Raw genomic sequence first — 18,955 nt, forward strand, 5'->3', positions numbered from 1 at the left:
GCGCACATCAAGACAATACTTACTTAGGTCGCCGCAGCACAAACTTAGCCGCCTCCGTAATCGTGAAATAATCACCAGCGCCACCACCACGTAAAACGGGTTGTGCATGGCTGGTGTTATACACGCCCTCTACCAGACAGCTAGGTGCAATATGCACACCAATTACCTCACCAAACACCATCCACGTGTCCAACTCTGTTTCGTTTATGTCTTGTAAGCGCAAATGTTGGGTAAGGCGACACTCGAACGACACTAGGCTTTCCCCTACACGGGGAGCATCAACATTACGTGCATCAAGAGGGGTTAGCCCGGCGAACTCAAACTCGGGGACTGCCTGCTCTATGCTGCTAAGATTCATCTGCTCAGCTAAATCGCGCGATACTAAGTTCCACGTAAAAACGCCTGTTTCCATTACATTACGCAAGCTATCTTTATAGCCCAAGCTGGAAAACGCAATGATAGGTGGCCGATAATTAAACAGATTAAAAAAACTATAAGGCGCTAAATTTAATGTGCCACTGCTACTTTTTGTGCCTATCCAGCCAATTGCCCTAGGACCAACTATCGCATTTATCGGGTCATGCTTTAAGCCATGCCCTAGCTTAGGCTCATAAAAATAATATTCTTCCTGCACTATCCGCCTCTGTTTGTTCTATCAATCACAGGTTCTCACACTACGCAGTTTATTCCCGCACTGCAAGCTTCACCTACACAGCTAGCCTAAGCCCGTAACGCCAAAGTCGTAAGGGTTATGCCCGTTATCACTAATCTCTGGTTTTCCATACAATCTCATTCGTAGCACATCGATACAGCAACCCTTACCCAGGGCAATAATTACCTATAAGGAAGAGACATGAAAATAGCTGTGATGTCCAAGTTATGCCTAGGCCTAGGCATAGCCCTAAGCTCGGCCACATGGGCCAACAACTACCCTAGCGGTCCTATTAACATGGTAGTGCCTTTTGCGGCAGGAGGCCCCACTGACAACGTTGCCCGAGCGCTGGGCGAGGCCATGCGTAATGAGTTAGGCCAGACCGTCATCATCGAAAACCGAGGCGGAGCAGGGGGCACCCTAGGCACCTCGCAAATAGCACGCGCCAAACCCGATGGAAATAACATCTTGCTTATGCACATCGGTTTTTCCACTGCCCCATCTTTATACAAAAATCCAGGCTACGATGCTTTAGAGGGCATGCAACCCATAGGCTTGGTAGTTGATGTACCCATGACCATTATCGCCCGCTCTGACTTTCCGCCCAATACGATTGAAGAATTGGTGGAATACATGAAGGCCAATAAAGACAGCATTTCACTGGCCAATGCTGGCATTGGTGCGGCCAGCCATCTGTGCAGCACCATGCTGCTCAATGCTCTAGGTGTCGATATACTCACCGTCCCGTATAACGGCACGGCTCCTGCCATGGCTGATCTGATGGGTAAACAAGTGGATGTGCTGTGCGATCAAACCACCAATACCACACAGCATATCAATGGAGGCTCGGTGAAAGCTTACGCTGTCACTAGCCCCACTAGAGTCGCTACCTTACCCAATTTACCCACCATGCAAGAAGCTGGTTTCGATAACTTCGAAGTAGGCATCTGGCACGGTATGTGGGCACCTAAAGGGACACCTGAAGACGTCACCAAAACCCTAAATAAAGCACTACAAGCTGGCTTGAAAGATCCTAAATTCCAAGAGCGTATGGCCGCTCTGGGCGCAACCGTGCTTATCGATGACGCCACCCCTGAAGCCCTACAAGCAAAAGTGGCCCAACAAGTTCCCCAATGGGCGGAGCTGTTTAAACAGTCGGGGATAGAAGCCCAATAAAGTAAGGGTGATACCTCAACAATAAGGGGGCGCCATGGCGCCCCCTTATTGTTGTATCGCTACTTATTCACTATTAAATGATGTTTTCTCGAATTACATCAAATATAGCGTAAGCATGACTAAATAAACTCAAGCATGACACACCATTCCAGGGGCTCAAGACCCCAGTGAAACGTTCACTTCGTATAAAAAAGCGGCCACTAAAAAGAGGCCGCTTTTTTACTCCCAAAATCAACACCGCTTAAACGTCAAGGTTTCCAGCTTGTAAGGCATGCGTTTCAATAAATGCACGGCGGGGCTCGACTTGGTCGCCCATTAGGGTGGTAAAGACCTCATCCGCACGTATCGCATCGGCGACATTTACTTGCAAAAGACGACGCACCGTAGGATCCATGGTGGTTTCCCACAGTTGCGAAGGATTCATCTCACCAAGACCTTTATAACGCTGTTTGGTAACACCGCGCTCTGCCTCGCTGTGTAGCCACTGAATGGCGTGGCGGAAATCGTCTACACGAATCTCTTTGCGACGCTCGCCCTCACCACGGCTCACTACAGCACCCTCACCGATTAGACCTTTAAAGATAGCGCCTGCACGTGCCAAGGTTTGATAGTCAGCCCCGCGAACAAAGCTACGATCAAACACGGTAACGCGGATATTGCCATGGTGTAAACGCTGCACCACCACGCTCCAATTCTCGCCACTTTCATCTGCCGTCGCAAACACCTTCACCACATTCGGTGTCGCAGGATCAAATAGGGCCTCTTGCAAGGCTTCTGCACTGGCCTGCGCCTGAGCTTCGCTATCAAGCGTGATACTGACCCCTTCTGCTATCGCCGACAAAGCATCGGTATCCATCAAGCGCGACTGACGCTCGATGACTGCGTTAGCTTGTATGTAACGATGGGCGTAATCAGACAGAGCTTCACCTGTTACTGGCTCACCGCCTTGACGAGGAATCAGCACAGCGTCTTTAAGCGCCAGCTTAAGCATAAACTCCGCTTCTTCGGCAGCGTCTTTCAAGTACATTTCCTCGCGTCCCACTTTGACTCGATACAAAGGCGGCTGGGCTATGTACACATACCCACGCTCAATAAGCTCGGGCATCTGACGGTACAACAAGGTCAACAACAAAGTACGGATGTGAGCACCATCGACGTCCGCGTCAGTCATGATGATGATACGGTGATAACGCAGCTTTTCTATATCGAAATCGGGCCCTATGCTAGTACCCAGTGCCGTAATCAGGGTAGTAATTTGTTCGCTCGAAATCAAACGATCAAAACGCGCCTTTTCTACGTTTAATACCTTACCGCGCAAGGGCAAAATAGCTTGAAACTTTCGGTCTCGGCCTTGCTTGGCGGAACCGCCAGCAGAGTCCCCTTCAACGATATACAACTCGCTTAGCGCAGGATCTTTCTCTTGGCAATCTGCCAGTTTCCCAGGTAAGCCGGCCCCTTCCAACACGCTTTTACGACGTGTCATCTCACGTGCTCGGCGCGCGGCCTCACGTGCTCGTGCCGCTTCAATGATTTTATTGCAGAGGGCTCGAGCGTCGGTGGGGTTTTCTAACAACCAAGTCTCTAGTGTGCGGCTTACGGCCTCTTCAACGGCTGGACGCACTTCACTGGAGACCAGTTTGTCTTTGGTTTGACTACTAAACTTAGGCTCGGGCACTTTGACCGATAAAACACACGCTAAGCCTTCACGCATGTCATCGCCAGCTGTGTCCACTTTGGCGCGTTTGGCCAAGTCGTTATCAGCGATATATTTGTTCAAGACACGGGTCATCGCCGCGCGCAAACCCGTTAAGTGTGTACCACCATCACGCTGTGGGATATTATTAGTGAAACACAGCACGGTTTCCGCGTAGCTGTCATTCCATTGCATCGCCACTTCCACACCTAAACTTACCCCGCCCGCATCAGACTCTGTGCTTACCGCAAACACATTCGGGTGTAAGGCTGTTTTGTTGCGATTGATATATTCAACAAAACCTTTGACACCACCTAAGAAAGCGAAGTCTTCGTCGATACCTTGAATCTCATCAACCAAGCGTATCTTCACGCCATTATTCAAAAACGAGAGCTCGCGCAAACGTTTGGCTAAAATTTCATGATGGTATTCAATGTTGTTGAAAATTTCCGCGTCTGCCAAATACCGCACGCAAGTACCACTACGCTCGGTCGGGCCAACTACACGTAAAGGCTCCAAACGCTCACCACGGCTAAACTCAAGCAGATGTTCGCTACCATTACGCCAAATGGTTAAGCGCAACCATTCAGATAAAGCGTTAACACACGAGACCCCTACGCCATGTAAACCACCAGAAACTTTATAAGAGTTTTGATCGAACTTACCGCCAGCGTGCAGTTCAGTCATCACAATTTCAGCTGCACTACGCTGATGTTCGTCGTCTTTGTGTATGTCGGTAGGAATGCCACGACCGTTATCGCGAACCGATATGCTGTTATCGGCATGGATGGTGACCACTATATCGTCACAATGCCCAGCTAGGGCTTCGTCAATAGCATTATCCACAACCTCGAACACCATATGGTGCAAGCCAGTGCCATCTGAGGTGTCGCCAATGTACATGCCTGGGCGCTTGCGTACCGCTTCCAGCCCTTTAAGCATTTTGATCGAATCGGCACCGTAATCGGCTTCCTGCATATTCGTGGTTTGATCGGTCATGTATAAAAACCTATAAATAGCCTGCTTACATCAAGTAGGCGCAAGGATGCGCCTATTCAAGCAATAAATTAAATGCGCATTGGCATGACAACATACTTGAAGGAATCTTCTTCAGGTAAGGTCATAAGCACAGAAGCGTTCGCATCAGGCTGAACGGACCAACGCACCGTTTCATCTTTAATATTGGCGAGCACGTCCAACAAATAGCTAACGTTAAAGCCTACATCTAACGGCTCATGTTCATAATCTACGTCTAGCTCTTCGACGGCTTCTTCTTGTTCGGCATTAGAAGCTGAAATTTTCAGTGTGTTCTGTGAAAGTTGCAAACGCACGCCACGCAACTTATCAGTGGTGAGGATAGCAGCACGTTGCAAACTACCTTGTAGCGCTTCACGTTTCAAATCGAAGTGACGCGTATAGGTAGAAGGGATAACCCGAGCAAAATCCGGAAACTTGCCTTCTACAAGCTTGGAAATCAACTCGACCCCACCAAAACGGAACCGTATTTGACCTGCCGCCACATCAATTTGCACTGGCTCGTCCGTTTCTGCCAGCAAACGCTGCATTTCCAAGACGGTTTTACGCGGTACGATCACATCGTGACGTGCCTCAATGCCTGACTCAACCTCAGTGGCATTATGTGCCAGACGGTGCCCGTCGGTCGTCACAGTGCGCACTAAACCGGGCTCAAACACAAACAACATACCATTCAAGTAATAGCGAATGTCTTGCTGCGCCATAGCGAAATGAACCGTATTAAACAGGTGCTTAAGCGTTTTTTGCGGCAAGCTAAACGACACATCCCATGTTTCAGGCTGACTTAAAGTGGGGAAGTCGGCTGCCTCAAGGGTTTGCAATTGAAAACGGCTTTTACCACTTTGTATGGTCAGTTTGCCATTATCTAGCGCCCAACGTACGTCACCAAAATCGGGCAAAGCCCGCAAAATATCCAGCAACTTACGCGCTGCTACTGTCGTCGCTGTTTGGCTATCACCCACTCCAAACTGACTACGAGTAGTGATTTGCACCTCTAAATCAGTCGCCAAAAAAGACAAGTCTTGCGCGTTTTTCTGAATCAGAATGTTGGCCAATATCGGTAAAGTATGCCGACGCTCAACAATGCCAACAACAGTGGACAAGGGTTTGAGCAAGTCGTCGCGAGTCGCTTGAACAAGTTGCATGGTCATCCTTTGAGGGTTTGTTCTAGTACGTGTAAAGCATGATTAAGCTCTGCCTGTTTGGTACGAGCATCCGAGATTTTCCGCACTGCATGCAGCACGGTTGTGTGATCACGCCCACCGAATAAATCACCGATTTCGGGTAGGCTTTTTTGGGTCAATTCTTTTGCCAAGTACATTGCCACCTGACGAGGCATAGCAATATTAGCGGGTCTACGCTTGGAATACATATCCGCCACTTTGATTTTATAAAAATCAGCGACTGTTTTTTGAATGTTTTCCACTGTGATCTGTCCATTCGACACAGACAGCAGGTCTTTAAGCGCGTCCTTACACACTTCTACAGTAAGAACTTCACGCCCGTGGAACCTAGCGTAAGCGGAAACTTTGCGCAAAGCCCCTTCCAGCTCACGCACATTGCTACGCAAATGTTTAGCGATAAAAAACGCTACCTCTTCGGGCATGCTGATGCCTTCAGTTTGGGCTTTTCGCAATAGAATCGCCACGCGCATTTCTAACTCGGGCGGCTCAATGGCCACTGTTAGCCCTTGGTCGAAACGAGAAATTAAACGGCTATCAATATTCGCTAATTCTTTGGGATAGGTATCCGACGTAATGATGATTTGCTTGCGCTGGGCCACCATAGCCTCAAATGCATAGAAGAACTCTTCTTGCGTACGATTTTTCCCAGCGAAAAACTGAATATCGTCAATCAACAAAAGATCAAGGGAATGGTAATAACGCTTAAATTCATCAAATGCTTTGCGCTGGTAGGCCTTGACCACATCTGACACATACTGGTCTGCATGTACATAACGTACCCGCACACCGTTGCCGTTGGCCACCAAGGCATTACCTATGGCGTGAATTAAATGGGTTTTCCCCAACCCCACGCCACCATATAAAAACAAGGGGTTGTACGATACACCGGGGTTCTCAGCCACTTGTAGCGCTGCTGCACGGGCTAATTGGTTGGCTTTACCGGTGACAAAATTATCAAAAGTTAGGTCTGAGTTTAAACGTGAGCGATCCTGTACTGCTTCGGCCACCGCCGCTGAGGCGGGGCTAGTTGACGCAGAAGTACCTATGGCTGCCGAGGACTCGCCGGTAGCGGTGACCGGGGCTCGATCAGCCAGAGTACGACGTTGCGGACTAGCAACTTGAGAGGCCAGCTCCAACTGCAACTGAACAGGGCGCTCATAAAAATCACTGGCCAATTGTTCAATGCGACCAGAAAAGTTTTTACGGGCCCAATCCAGTTTGAAGCGATTTGGCGCAGACACGCGCAAAACCCCCGAGTCTTCGTTGAACTCAAGGGGTACTAATGGACGTATCCATGCGCTTATCTGTTGCGGAGGAAGCTCCTGTTCCAAGACCTGGAGACAAGACTGCCAAAATTCATTCATTTTTTTCACTTCAGTAAACCTCAATTCTACCCTCTTCAGCATCAAGTTATCCACAGCCTAGTGTAAATATTCAACCCCTTACCGTCTAAATGATTGACATCATAGAAAATATTTGATGCAATAACGGGCTTAATAAGATTTTCTGTTGCCAGAGTCCTGACGTACTTACCAGGGGTAGATGACTATTTCTGCGTTTTCTGGCGGCTCTTTTACTTGGACAAACCATGAAACGCACCTATCAACCCTCTGTTACCCGTCGCAAGCGCACCCACGGTTTCCGCGTTCGCATGAAAACTCGCGGTGGTCGCGCTGTGCTTAACGCACGTCGCGCCAAAGGTCGCAAGCGTTTGGCTGTATAAGCCACATGCATGGGAAGCTCGATCAGCCTCCCTGTTGCGACTCTGACATGCGTGCCACCTTTCCGGCTACGGCTCGCTTGCACAGCCCCACAGAATATGCCCAGGCGTTAAAAGGCCGACGCATAGCACGTGGGGCTTTGTTTGTTGTTACCAGCCCACGTTCTCCTAACTCTGAACAAGCCCCCCAAGCTCGTTTAGGGCTAATTATTCCTAAACGTTACGCAAATAAGGCGGTAACCCGAAATGCTATCAAACGAGTAATACGCGAATCATTTCGTCATACTCGTGCACAACTGATGCCTACCGACTACGTATTTCGCCTACATAGTAAAATACCGCCATCCTCTTTAACCCAGTTAAAACTATTGGTTCGTCAAGAGGCTGACACTCTATTAAGCAAAGCATGTCGATCTTGAAATGGCTGGCCATTGCGCCTATTCGTTTTTACCAGTTTTTCATTAGTCCTTGGTTGGGCCGAAACTGTCGCTTCACGCCTAGTTGTTCGCACTATGCTATTGAGGCCATAGAAAAACACGGAACAACAAAAGGCATATGGCTAGGCAGCAAACGTATATGTCGTTGCCACCCTTGGAACCCGGGCGGATACGACCCAGTACCCACCCCAAAAGCACAACCTCAAGCACGCTCAGAAAAACACGGCTTGTCATAATGTAAACAGCAACCGCAAGACAACTTATTGCGAAATCACACTGTTTCTCAACTGACTGCGTTAAACTGCTAAGCTTTTGCTTAGCTCTCAATATGGCACAGGCGCTATGGATATCCGACGTACCATCCTCTGGATGATCTTTACCTTTTCTTTATTGCTGCTTTGGAATAACTGGCAGGAATACAATGGTCAGGCTTCTTTGTTTAGCTCAGGCTCTGCTCAGCAAACTCAGGCCGCCCCCAACAATACAACTCAGGCAAACGATCCTAGTGTTCCCGCAGGGCAAGCCCCTCAAGCGGCAGCACCGGCAGCACTTCCAGGCAACTCGCCCGCTAGTCTTGCACAAGGGGAAATGATCGAAGTCACCACTGACGTTTATAAACTAACGTTCAGCACACAAGGTGCGCAATTAGTAAAAGCGGCCTTACTTAAATATGATTCCCCCGATCAGCCAGGCGAACCTCAACTGTTGTTAGATGATTCTGCCTCCTCGATCTATCTGGCCCAATCCGGTGTCATAGGTAGCCGTGGCGAACAATGGCCTAATCACCTTAGCCCGTTTAGCTTGGTATCTTCCGAGCGCACGCTGCAAGGTGACAGCTTGAATGTGGTCTTCGAAGCAGAAAGCAATGGCCTTAAAGTCATTAAGACCTATACCTTAAACAAAGGCCGCTACGATATACACGTTCATCACGATATCCAAAATATCAGCGGTGAACCCATTCAGCCTTCGCTCTATTTGCAATTAACTCGTGACGGTAACGATCCGCCAGACTCCTCACGCCTGTACAACACCTTTACTGGGCCTGCGGTGTACAGCGAAGAAGGTCGTTATCAAAAAATCTCTTTTTCAGACATTGATAAAGACAAAGCGAAGTATGAAAAGACGGCCAACAATGGCTGGATTGGCATGGTGCAACATTACTTTGCCACAGCTTGGGTACCTGTTGAAGGCACACAACGTACTAATCAGGCCCTTAAGCTAGGTGACAATCTTTACGCCATTCGTAGCATAGAAGCCGTGGGTAGCATTGATGCGGGTAGCAGTAAAACAGTCAATGCCCAACTATGGGTAGGCCCCCAAGATCAAAAAGCAATGGCTGCAGTCGCTCCTGGCCTAGACCTCGTTGTTGATTACGGTTGGCTGACGATTATCTCCAAGCCGCTATTCAAAATCCTTACCTGGCTGCACGCCTTGCTCGGTAACTGGGGTTGGTCCATCGTTGCACTGACTGTGCTGATTAAGCTGGTGTTTTTCCCATTGTCCGCCGCAAGCTACCGCTCTATGGCCAAAATGAAGAAATTCACACCACGCATGCAAGCTTTGCGTGAAAAATTTGGTGACGATAAGGCTAAGCTTAACGCCGCCATGATGGAAATGTATCGCACTGAAAAAATCAACCCATTGGGTGGCTGTTTGCCCATGGTTGTTCAAATCCCTGTGTTTATTGCTTTGTACTGGGTGCTGCTAGGTAGCGTAGAGATGCGTGGTGCGCCTTGGATTCTCTGGATCCACAACTTGGCTGCTCCAGACCCATGGTTTATCTTACCCGCCATTATGATGGGTACCATGTTCTTGCAAATCAAGCTGAATCCAACTCCGCCAGATCCTATGCAAGCACGCGTTATGATGCTTATGCCGTTAGTTTTTGGTGGCATGATGTTCTTCTTCCCTGCTGGTTTGGTACTGTACTGGTGCGTGAACAACATCCTCTCGATTGGTCAGCAGCAATACATTACGCGTAAGCTTGAAAGACAAAGCAGTCAGGCTGCAAATAGTTAATACGTGAAAACTACTCCATCCTAAAACGATGGAGTTACGTTAAGCTAAACCCGATGATGTGTGACATCATCGGGTTTTTTACGTTACGACGACAAGGAAATAACACCGTACAGTCACGCAAGATCGATAGGCAGGCACTATTGAATTGGTCGTATTTATCAATTTCTAATCATTGATAGTTTTTAGTAAACTAAAAACAGGCGAATTACCTCATTCCATTCCTAACTTCTCCACAAGGAACCAGGTCATGACAAAGAAAATACTGACGAACGCAGCAGGGCGCCCCATTGAAGAAAACCAAAATTCGATGACGGCAGGATTACGTGGCCCTGTGCTTATGCAAGACTTCTGGTTATTGGAAAAGCTTGCCCACTTTGATCGTGAGCGTATACCAGAGCGTGTCGTTCACGCTAAAGGCTCCGGCGCCTACGGCACCTTAACCATTACACACGACATTAGCCAATACAGCTGCGCCAAAGTATTTACATCTGGCACCAGTACCCCTTTGTTTTTACGTTTTTCCACCGTTGCTGGGGAAGCAGGAGCGGCTGATGCAGAACGAGACGTGCGAGGATTTGCTATAAAATTCTACACGGAAGACGGCAATTGGGACCTTGTGGGCAATAATACGCCTGTCTTTTTTATACGTGATCCTTTAAAGTTTCCCGACTTTATCCATACTCAAAAACGCCATCCCCGCACCCATTTACGCGATGCCTCCGCAGCATGGGACTTCTGGTCTTTATCTCCTGAATCCTTGCACCAAGTCACCATTTTAATGAGTGACCGAGGAATCCCAAAAAACTTACGCCAAATGCACGGTTTCGGTTCACACACCTATAGCCTCATTAACGCTGAAGGCGTACGCCATTGGGTAAAGTTCCATTTTAAATCGCAACAAGGGATTGCCAATTACACCAATGCCCAAGCGGCTCAAGTAGTAGCAGGTGATCGCGAAAGCTCACAACGTGATTTATACGAAAATATCGAACAGGGTAATTTTCCTCGCTGGAATCTACGCATTCAAATCATGAGTGAAGAGCAGGCCCAGAGCTATCACATCAATCCTTTTGATTTAACTAAAGTATGGCCACATGGTGACTTCCCTCTGATCGACGTAGGCGTATTGGAGCTGAACCGTAACCCAGAAAACTATTTTGCCGAAGTCGAACAAGCCGCCTTCAGCCCTGCCAATCTCGTGCCAGGAATAGGGCACTCTCCTGACCGTATGCTACAAGGACGTATCTTCTCTTATGGCGACACGCAACGTTATCGTTTAGGCGTGAATCACGGACAAATTCCCGTCAATGCACCTCGATGTCCATTCCATAATAGCTATCATCGTGATGGCGCAATGCGAGTCGATGGCAACCAAGGTGGCACTATTAACTATGAGCCCAATAGTCATGGACAATGGCAGTCCGCCCCCCGCACCGAACCCGGCTTAGCTCTCGACGGACAGGCTGCTGATCACTGGGATCACCGTGTCGATGAAGACTATTACAGTCAACCTGGTGCTTTATTCCGACTCTTCAACGAGCAAGAGCGCGAGCGGCTATTTACTAATATTGCTGACGCAATGGACGGTATTCCCCAAGAAATCATGGAACGCCAGATCGTCCATTTTGAACGTGCAGACCCCGCCTATGGCGCAGGTGTACGCGCTGAGCTACAACGACGCGGCCAGCTAGCATAAGCGCTCGTACAGTTAGATGATGGTGCCCGTCCTTCACGCAGGGCACTATCGTCTTGACTTCGAGCTGCTGACGTACAATACAGGTCGCGTTTAACCAGTTTGAATCCTGCACTATGCTTAACTCTGAGTCCCAACCTATCGTCGCTATCGCCACCGCCCCCGGCCGAGGAGGGATCGGCGTTATCCGTATCTCGGGGAAAAACCTACGATCCATTATGCTCACCTTATTCCAACGTGAGCTTACCCCTAGGCACGCGCACTTTTTGCCCTTCAGGGATACGGATAACGAGCTGATTGACGAAGGTATTGCACTGTACTTCGAAGGCCCTCACTCCTATACGGGTGAAGATGTAATAGAGCTACAGGGGCATGGTGGGCCAGCCGTATTACGGCGCCTATTAGCGCGCTGCCTAGCGGCCGGAGCGGATGAGCACATACGCCATGCCAACCCTGGTGAATTCACGCTACGTGCCTTTCTTAATGACCGCATGGATCTTGCTCAAGCCGAGGCGGTCGCTGACTTGATCGATGCCTCATCTGAGGCCGCGGCCCGCAGTGCAATTGCTTCATTAAGTGGTGCTTTTTCCGATCTCATCAATAGCTTAGCAGACCGCATTATTCATTTACGCATGCTAGTGGAAGCCACGCTAGACTTCCCAGAAGAGGAAATTGATTTCTTAGAAAAATATCAGGCGGCTGAACAATTAGCCACTTTACGTACAGAGCTGGCCGCTGTCATCCAACAAGCCAAGCAAGGCGCTATTTTACGTGAAGGTTTACATGTAGTACTTGCCGGTCAACCTAACGTTGGCAAATCTAGCTTGTTAAATGCCTTAGCAGGCGATGACATCGCCATCGTGACCGATATTGCCGGCACCACACGCGATCGCGTCACCCAGCTAATACATCTAGATGGGGTACCTTTACACATTGTGGACACCGCAGGTTTACGGGACACCGACGATACCGTAGAAAGCATAGGCATTGCCCGTAGCTGGGATGAAATCGCCAAAGCAAACGTCATCCTGCATTTACACGATGCCCGTAATCCTAACGACGGCTTAGACAGTGCTATCACACAGCGTCTACCATCTGGTACGCCCGTATTACGGGTTTTTAACAAAATAGACCTACTCAACGAACAAGCTATTGCGGCATTGCCACAAAGCTCAGCCCATAGCCAAGCTTTAACCATTTCTGTTCGTCAGCAACAAGGTTTAGATCAGCTACGTAAAGCTTTATTAGATATCGCCGGCTGGAGTCCAGGAGCAGAATCCCCTTGGTTAGCCCGAGAGCGCCACTTACAGGCCTTAACACGTAGTGATGAGCACCTAGCATTGGCTGCCGAACATGCCAGCCACAGTGACCAGGTTTTAGACCTATTTGCCGAAGAGTTGCGCTTAGCTCATCTGGAGCTATGCTCAATCACGGGTACCTTTACCAGCGATGACCTACTTGGCGAAATCTTTTCTAGTTTTTGTATAGGGAAATAATTCCCCTCCGCTCATTAAGACAAGGCAAAAAGAAAAGTCAGCATTTCCGCTCGGCTAAGCAATAATTTTTGCTTATCGGGTTGCAGTATCCCTTGTGTACCGAAACCCAGCCTAATTGGCAAATGCTCGAGCATGGCCTCGAGCACCGTCTCGGGTTCATCTAAAGAAAATTCACCCGAAAACATCAATGCCTCTAAACCGACTCCAGGGCTCAAACTTAAGGTTTGATGACGATAGCGATTGAGCTCTTTTAGAACCTCAGGCAAGGGAGTATTAACAAATAAGAATTTTCCTTGTACCCACGCTAAACGCTCAGCTACGGGGGCAACAACGACTTTTTGCATACCAAGCCAATCGTCCACTTCGACACTTTGCCCCGGCACCAACAGTCGAACACGTTTGCGCCACCAACTACCTGCTGATACCTCTGCATGCCCAGACTCTACGGTAATACGCACTCTAGAGCCTTCTTTTAAGACGTCTAAGCTGGTACCTAGAGCGCGAATCTGACTTTCGCCCGCAAAAATAGTAATCGGATCATTGAGCTCGTCTCGCATATCAAAATAGGCTTGTCCCTGATCCAAATAGACATGCCTCTGCTTGTCGTCATAGCGCATGTGAGTACCACGATTCAATACTGAATACGCTTGCTCGGAAAGCCGATATTGCGTGCGGGTAGTCTCAGACAATACCGTGTGCCCCGCATCCTCATACCAAAAACGATAGTCTGATTGCAAAATGTAGAGCATAACCACCATGCCAATAAGAAAGAGCAATCCACCACTGAGCCAATGCCACAGTTTGCTTTGTTCGCTCTCACGAACCGAACCCTCAATCAATGGGGGTTCAGGTTTAGGCTCAGAGGGTAAATAGTCGGCATCGCAGAAATAGCGGATATAAAGATAAGAATGGGCATTTTCTGGGGTTTCGCTATGCCACTTACGAAATTCTTTAAGCTCTTGCTCGGTTGCCTCGCCAGAGTTGATGCGAGTAAACCAATAGGCTGCTTGTGCTCTGATTTTGTCTACGTTACTTTCTCGCCGAATAGTCATAATACCGCCAGGTCAAACAGAATAGACAACTCATCCTCATGAACACTCAACTATGCTTACATAGAATAAAACTAGCCTCTTTCATACATGTACAAACATATCACAAAATTCGCATTTTGTAATAATCTACGTCTGACTTTACATTTTTTAACTTCGAAAAACATTAAATAGCCCGTAACAAGACGCATCCAGCCTCTCTGAGTAAATATACAATTAGTTATACATACCACTATTTAACGTTACTAATTTCTCCGTTAGACGTGAATCCAAGCATTGAGTACGCATGAACGACTCCTCAGAGGAAAGCCTCGTTATGGCCAAGGCACCCACTTGAAAGATCTTGTAATTCGTCGCTTACCACCGGATTCAAGTGAACTCAGGTACAAATAAAAACTCCGGTTATAAATATAACCGGAGTAAACAGACATCAAAGCCACATCATATTGAGCGAAGAGCAATCAATAAGCCCTATTTTTTTATTGTTTTCGCCCTTTATCGAGCCCATTAGCAAAGCTAGCCAAGGGTGTAGTTCGCTAAAACTTCTATTTGCCTATCCCATTAAGCCTTAACAGCTTCCATAATGCAGGCAGAAAGACGATCAAAGTGCAATAGGGCAGCCTGACTAAGGCCTACTTGCTTACGCCGGCTATCCTCCGTATCACTCAATACAATCCAGCCTTTACCCCGCATAGACTTTAGCCGCGTGTGTATGGTTGCAGGCGAGCCCAAGTGTTCAATTGCCATTACATCTCGCACAGACAAACGCGCTAACTCCTGATTGGATCTAGCAACCTGTTGCAAGATTCTTTCCTCAAGCGGGTCCAAAGGAGGCAATGAAGGTAATTTGTTTAACCCTTCCGCTAACTGCAGAAACTTGAGATATATTTCGGCTGGTCTGATTGTATTTTTCGTATCAATATTCATACTTGCCACCATGCAAATATCTATGTAAATAAGTACATTTTCATGTTTTTACGTTTGCTGAAATGGAAAAATCATAGAGAAAAATAGAATTTTTTTTCTGATCGTTCCATAAACTCATCTCATCATTCAGTTGCTAACCCCCTTCAACTATAGGGGTAGCGGACTAAATCAATCGCTACAAACGATATAAATTAGAATACAAGACGTTCCACTTCCCGCCATTGAGACTATTCTTAATTTTTCTGTCTTGTAATAAAAACCACTACATTTTATTGCTTTACCCTTGAGTTCTTGTTCGTAATCTTACGAAAATTGTTTCACGTGAAACTAATACCCCCGTACTAGTCAATGAAAATGCGGCACTCCTACGCGTATACGCTCCGAAAAACTCGCGTTATCCGCAGCTTGTAAAGCTCGTTCATTGATATAAGCCTGCTTTTTTAGCTCAGCAAGCTCTACACCAGGAACCAACGCGTTCAATTTATACAAGTACTCCGGTAAATAGCCTGATAACAAGAGCTGATAACTACGTGGCAAACCACCTACTATACGGCTCACCATGGTGTATACGATAGTGGTGCAATTGGCAGTCAATGTGTGATAAAACTTGGCCTTACGGTGCAATTCATTGGCTTTTTCTACATATGCCAAAAACAAATCTCGCCTTGCTGACGGACTCATATCTACGGAATAGATAAAAACATCTTCGCCCCTAGCATTTGTGCGTGTACGTATGATGTCTCGCTCATCAGCTGCAATAAGAGTCATTTCAAACTTTTTGAAAAAACCGCCTAAGGCTGAGAATTGTTCATTTTTTTCTTTTCTAATTTCTACTGAAAAAACCACCTGACTACCATCGCTGAAACCGAACGAAACCAAGGTATGCGCTATCGCTGGCCCCATCCAGTAAGACAAAAACATGTCTACTCGACTTAGCTCCCGTAAATCATACGTACGGTTTTCCCAGACAATATCGTAATCATTCTCAGTACGCCAAGTGAAATTACGTACATCGCGTAAAACGACGTAATCGCCTTGCACCACACCTGATGAAATACGGGCGACATCGTCCGCCCATTCTCTGGACAGACGCGGTTCTATTTGCACCCACCAAATACTAAGGCCCAGAGCAGCAACACCACAAACCGTTAAAAAATACTTAACATGATAATTGACCACTAAAGCATAAAGGCTGGTTAAACACACCCCACTCCACAGAAAGAGGAGAGCATACCTTAGGGGCTTGTTTTCTAGCTGATAATATAAAGCTAAGCTTCCCCAAGCCATTACGAGCAGCAAAATAATAGGTAGACCCACTTTAGATATCTTGCTCCAACTGTGCATACTACTGATAACCGACCCCGACTTGAGCTGCCCAGTCATGTCTATCGCCTTTTAAGTGCATGGAATGGCATCCCCCATAGACTGTCCTTGCCGTATGACTTTCTGAGCATCCCAATCCGCATCGAAGTGATAGGCGCCTTCAGGGAACAGTAACACTACCGTGGACCCCAATAAAAACCGTCCCATTTCTTGCCCTTTAAGCAAACGGATATCTTTGCCACTGTATTGCCATTCGATAACTTTTCCAGAACGGGGTGGGTTAACAACCCCATGCCAAACTGTCTGCATGCTCCCTACGATGGTAGCCCCCACAAGTATCAGCGAAAAAGGGCCCTTGTCTGAGTCAAACATACATACTACACGCTCATTACGTGCAAATAGCCCTGGCACAGCCTGTGCGGTCGCAGGGTTAACTGAAAACAAGTCCCCAGGCACATAGGTCATGCTTTTTAAAATACCGTCACAAGGCATATGAACACGATGGTAATCAGCGGGACTAAGGTATAAGGTAGCAAACAACCCATTATGAAATAAGCTTGCCCAATCCTGACGACCTGCTAGCAATTGCGTGCAAGAGTAATCATGACCTTTAGCCTGAAAAATGCGCTCCCCACTAATAGCCCCTAACTGACTCACAGTACCATCTACTGGACTTACTAACGCCGTTGCTGCAAGAGGCCTGACGCCGGGTCGTAGCGCTCGCCCAAAAAAATCATTAAACGTTTTATAGCTTTGGGGGTCAGGGTTAGCTGCCTCATTCATATTAACGCGGTAACGTTTAATAAATGAGTGAATAAAAAAAGTTGTCAGACCACCAAGCGGTCGTGAAGCCAACCTCCCCATACATTGCGTTAACAAACGCTTAGGGAGGGCATACTGCAATAAAACCGCGAAAGGAGTAGACATAAATAACACAATAAACGTAAAAAGGCAGAAGCATAACCTGTTTACCATGCTCCTAAGCGACGCGCCAGCTTACTGCTCAAAAACTATGCAGTTTCGACCTGCTGACTTTGCTTTGTACAGCACGGCATCAACACGGCGCAATATATGCTGATAATCAGGATGTCCGTCAAACATGGTAATTCCAAAACTGGCCGTGACAGAAATATGGAGGTTCTGAGGCAGATGAAAAGACTCTGCGCCTAACGCTTCCTTTAACTTTTTCGCTATCCGCCAAACTCCGTCTTCGTCGACGTCCACCAACACTAATAAAAACTCTTCGCCTCCTAAGCGAAACACATAGTCCCCTGAGCGGGTGTGCGCCATAAGCAACTCAGCAAACTGCTGTAAGACTTTATCGCCAGCTTCGTGTCCGTAGCTGTCGTTAACCTCTTTAAAATAATCAATGTCTATCCCTATTAAAGCAAAGCTTTTAGAGCGTTTCTGAGCATAAGCTATCTCTTTATTGAGCACTACCGGAAGGTATTTTCGACTCAGTAAGCGTGTAAGTACGTCTCTGCCCGACTCCAGCTCGTTGTGCCGCTCGAAAAGGCTATTCAATTCTAAAGCGATAGAACGCGTGAGTTCCCGTAATTGGCAGAGTGCTTGGACTGTAGTTTCGTGGGCAGGTTCAACTTGCTCCAGCAAAGGAATAAGCTCATTGTCAATTTTTGACATGGCATGATAGATACTCTGGGCCTCTGTACTGCCTTCAAAGGCATAAGCCCCTTTATGGCGAAACCACAGCCCGAAATCTGAGCTCGTAATTCTGGGAAGCACTTTAGTTCCTTGCTGTACCGCCACTTGGAAAATAAATACGTTTTCCCAATCTAGTATGGCTGCTCGTTGCTTGCCATGCTCCACAGTGGCATCTTGCACAACAGCAAATAAACGATACGACTCTTCAGCCCTAGCTAAGCGATCTTTAGACTGGCCATAAGCATAGCTCATGATCTCCATTCCCATGTCTATAAAGCTCGCTACATAACGCATAGCAATGATTCTATCGTCAAACGATAACGGACTAGCGTCTAGCAAGTCCGCATAGGCCTGCTTCAAAAACCTAGCACCACGCAAAACCAAATAAACGGGAATATGAATACGCGCATGAATTTCGCCCACTTTGATCTGTTTCATGACTACAGCGAGCATAGAGTCTTGTAAGTGGGCAGAAAACATCTCCACCAACCACTGTTTCAAAGACTGGTGTAACCGAGTCTGGACCTGCTTATGCGTCAAAAATACTTGGGCACTCGCTGTAGACAACATTTGTTCATAAAAAAAGGTCGCCAAGCTATCGTCATGATCGAGAGAAAGTTGCTGAACATACGCACGCACGTCAGGTGGTGTACGCGTAGCCAGCTTTTGCCAACTCACGGCAAGCTCGGCAGTATCAAGTTTTGACATGCTTACAAGAAAAAAAGTTAGTTATAAATGTTTGACAGTTGAAGTTTTTGTCAGTAATCAAATTGTGGCAGGCTTCCTAGAATACGCCTAGCGCAATATAAAACCTGCTTTTAAAGAAAAAAATAAGATCACGAATAAATAAAAAATGAAATTATTATTTCGCAAAAACACAATATGAATT

At 47.3% G+C, this 18,955-nt stretch carries 16 protein-coding genes; 7 read left to right on the forward strand and 9 right to left on the reverse strand.

Annotated features, from left to right (window positions below; translation table 11 throughout):
• Positions 1-19: 19 nt before the first annotated feature.
• The gene (locus OSH01_RS04275; RefSeq protein WP_266122807.1) at positions 20-634 is read right to left on the reverse strand and encodes a flavin reductase family protein; all 615 of its coding nucleotides are present in this window, start codon (positions 632-634) and stop codon (positions 20-22) included.
• A 234-nt stretch (positions 635-868) separates the two neighbouring features.
• On the opposite strand from OSH01_RS04275, the gene OSH01_RS04280 reads away from it, so the two are divergent.
• Positions 869-1,828, forward strand: coding sequence for a tripartite tricarboxylate transporter substrate binding protein BugD (locus tag OSH01_RS04280; protein ID WP_376918098.1), 960 nt, complete (start codon positions 869-871; stop codon positions 1,826-1,828).
• A 241-nt stretch (positions 1,829-2,069) separates the two neighbouring features.
• Here OSH01_RS04280 and gyrB read toward each other — a convergent pair whose 3' ends face one another.
• From gyrB to dnaA, 3 genes are all read right to left on the reverse strand, one after another.
• Positions 2,070-4,520, reverse strand: a complete 2,451-nt coding sequence (gene gyrB / locus OSH01_RS04285) for a DNA topoisomerase (ATP-hydrolyzing) subunit B (RefSeq protein WP_266122809.1) — start codon at positions 4,518-4,520, stop codon at positions 2,070-2,072.
• A 68-nt stretch (positions 4,521-4,588) separates the two neighbouring features.
• Positions 4,589-5,701 (reverse strand): DNA polymerase III subunit beta, encoded by a 1,113-nt coding sequence (dnaN, locus tag OSH01_RS04290; protein WP_266122810.1) that lies wholly within the window; start codon positions 5,699-5,701, stop codon positions 4,589-4,591.
• Positions 5,702-5,703: 2 nt separating this feature from the next.
• Positions 5,704-7,104 carry a chromosomal replication initiator protein DnaA gene (dnaA, locus tag OSH01_RS04295; protein WP_266122811.1) on the reverse strand — a complete coding sequence of 467 codons (1,401 nt, stop codon included), beginning with the start codon at positions 7,102-7,104 and terminating at the stop codon, positions 5,704-5,706.
• A 224-nt stretch (positions 7,105-7,328) separates the two neighbouring features.
• Here dnaA and rpmH point away from each other — a divergent pair, with 224 nt between their 5' ends.
• The 6 genes from rpmH (at position 7,329) to mnmE (ending at position 13,105) form a co-directional block, all read left to right on the forward strand.
• Entirely contained in the window at positions 7,329-7,463 is a 135-nt protein-coding gene (gene rpmH / locus OSH01_RS04300; RefSeq protein ID WP_003800771.1) for a 50S ribosomal protein L34, read from the forward strand.
• A 47-nt stretch (positions 7,464-7,510) separates the two neighbouring features.
• Positions 7,511-7,879: a ribonuclease P protein component gene (gene rnpA / locus OSH01_RS04305; RefSeq protein WP_266122863.1), complete on the forward strand. Its 369-nt coding sequence runs from the start codon at positions 7,511-7,513 to the stop codon at positions 7,877-7,879.
• Entirely contained in the window at positions 7,867-8,133 is a 267-nt protein-coding gene (gene yidD, locus OSH01_RS04310; protein WP_376918078.1) for a membrane protein insertion efficiency factor YidD, read from the forward strand. The genes rnpA and yidD overlap by 13 nt, the downstream gene beginning before the upstream one ends.
• Before the next feature lie 106 nt (positions 8,134-8,239).
• Positions 8,240-9,916: a membrane protein insertase YidC gene (gene yidC, locus OSH01_RS04315; protein ID WP_266122812.1), complete on the forward strand. Its 1,677-nt coding sequence runs from the start codon at positions 8,240-8,242 to the stop codon at positions 9,914-9,916.
• Between the two features lie 247 nt (positions 9,917-10,163).
• Positions 10,164-11,612 (forward strand): catalase, encoded by a 1,449-nt coding sequence (locus tag OSH01_RS04320; protein WP_266122813.1) that lies wholly within the window; start codon positions 10,164-10,166, stop codon positions 11,610-11,612.
• A gap of 113 nt (positions 11,613-11,725) precedes the next feature.
• Positions 11,726-13,105, forward strand: coding sequence for a tRNA uridine-5-carboxymethylaminomethyl(34) synthesis GTPase MnmE (gene mnmE, locus OSH01_RS04325; RefSeq protein WP_266122814.1), 1,380 nt, complete (start codon positions 11,726-11,728; stop codon positions 13,103-13,105).
• Between the two features lie 14 nt (positions 13,106-13,119).
• Here the strand turns inward: mnmE and OSH01_RS04330 are convergent, their stop codons facing one another.
• The 5 genes from OSH01_RS04330 to OSH01_RS04350 all read right to left on the reverse strand — a co-directional run bounded on the left by OSH01_RS04330 (position 13,120) and on the right by OSH01_RS04350 (position 18,774).
• Positions 13,120-14,157: a FecR family protein gene (locus OSH01_RS04330; RefSeq protein WP_266122815.1), complete on the reverse strand. Its 1,038-nt coding sequence runs from the start codon at positions 14,155-14,157 to the stop codon at positions 13,120-13,122.
• Between the two features lie 558 nt (positions 14,158-14,715).
• Entirely contained in the window at positions 14,716-15,081 is a 366-nt protein-coding gene (locus OSH01_RS04335; RefSeq protein WP_266122816.1) for a winged helix-turn-helix domain-containing protein, read from the reverse strand.
• A 345-nt stretch (positions 15,082-15,426) separates the two neighbouring features.
• The gene (locus OSH01_RS04340) at positions 15,427-16,464 is read right to left on the reverse strand and encodes an Lnb N-terminal periplasmic domain-containing protein (protein WP_266122817.1); all 1,038 of its coding nucleotides are present in this window, start codon (positions 16,462-16,464) and stop codon (positions 15,427-15,429) included.
• A gap of 12 nt (positions 16,465-16,476) precedes the next feature.
• On the reverse strand, positions 16,477-17,331 hold the full coding sequence (gene asd / locus OSH01_RS04345; RefSeq protein ID WP_266122818.1) for an archaetidylserine decarboxylase: 855 nt from the start codon (positions 17,329-17,331) through the stop codon (positions 16,477-16,479).
• Between the two features lie 69 nt (positions 17,332-17,400).
• Positions 17,401-18,774: a diguanylate cyclase gene (locus tag OSH01_RS04350; protein ID WP_266122819.1), complete on the reverse strand. Its 1,374-nt coding sequence runs from the start codon at positions 18,772-18,774 to the stop codon at positions 17,401-17,403.
• Positions 18,775-18,955 lie beyond the last annotated feature (181 nt).

Source organism: Alcaligenes endophyticus (assembly GCF_026344035.1).
In the GTDB taxonomy this organism is placed as follows: Bacteria; Pseudomonadota; Gammaproteobacteria; order Burkholderiales; family Burkholderiaceae_B; genus Alcaligenes; species Alcaligenes endophyticus.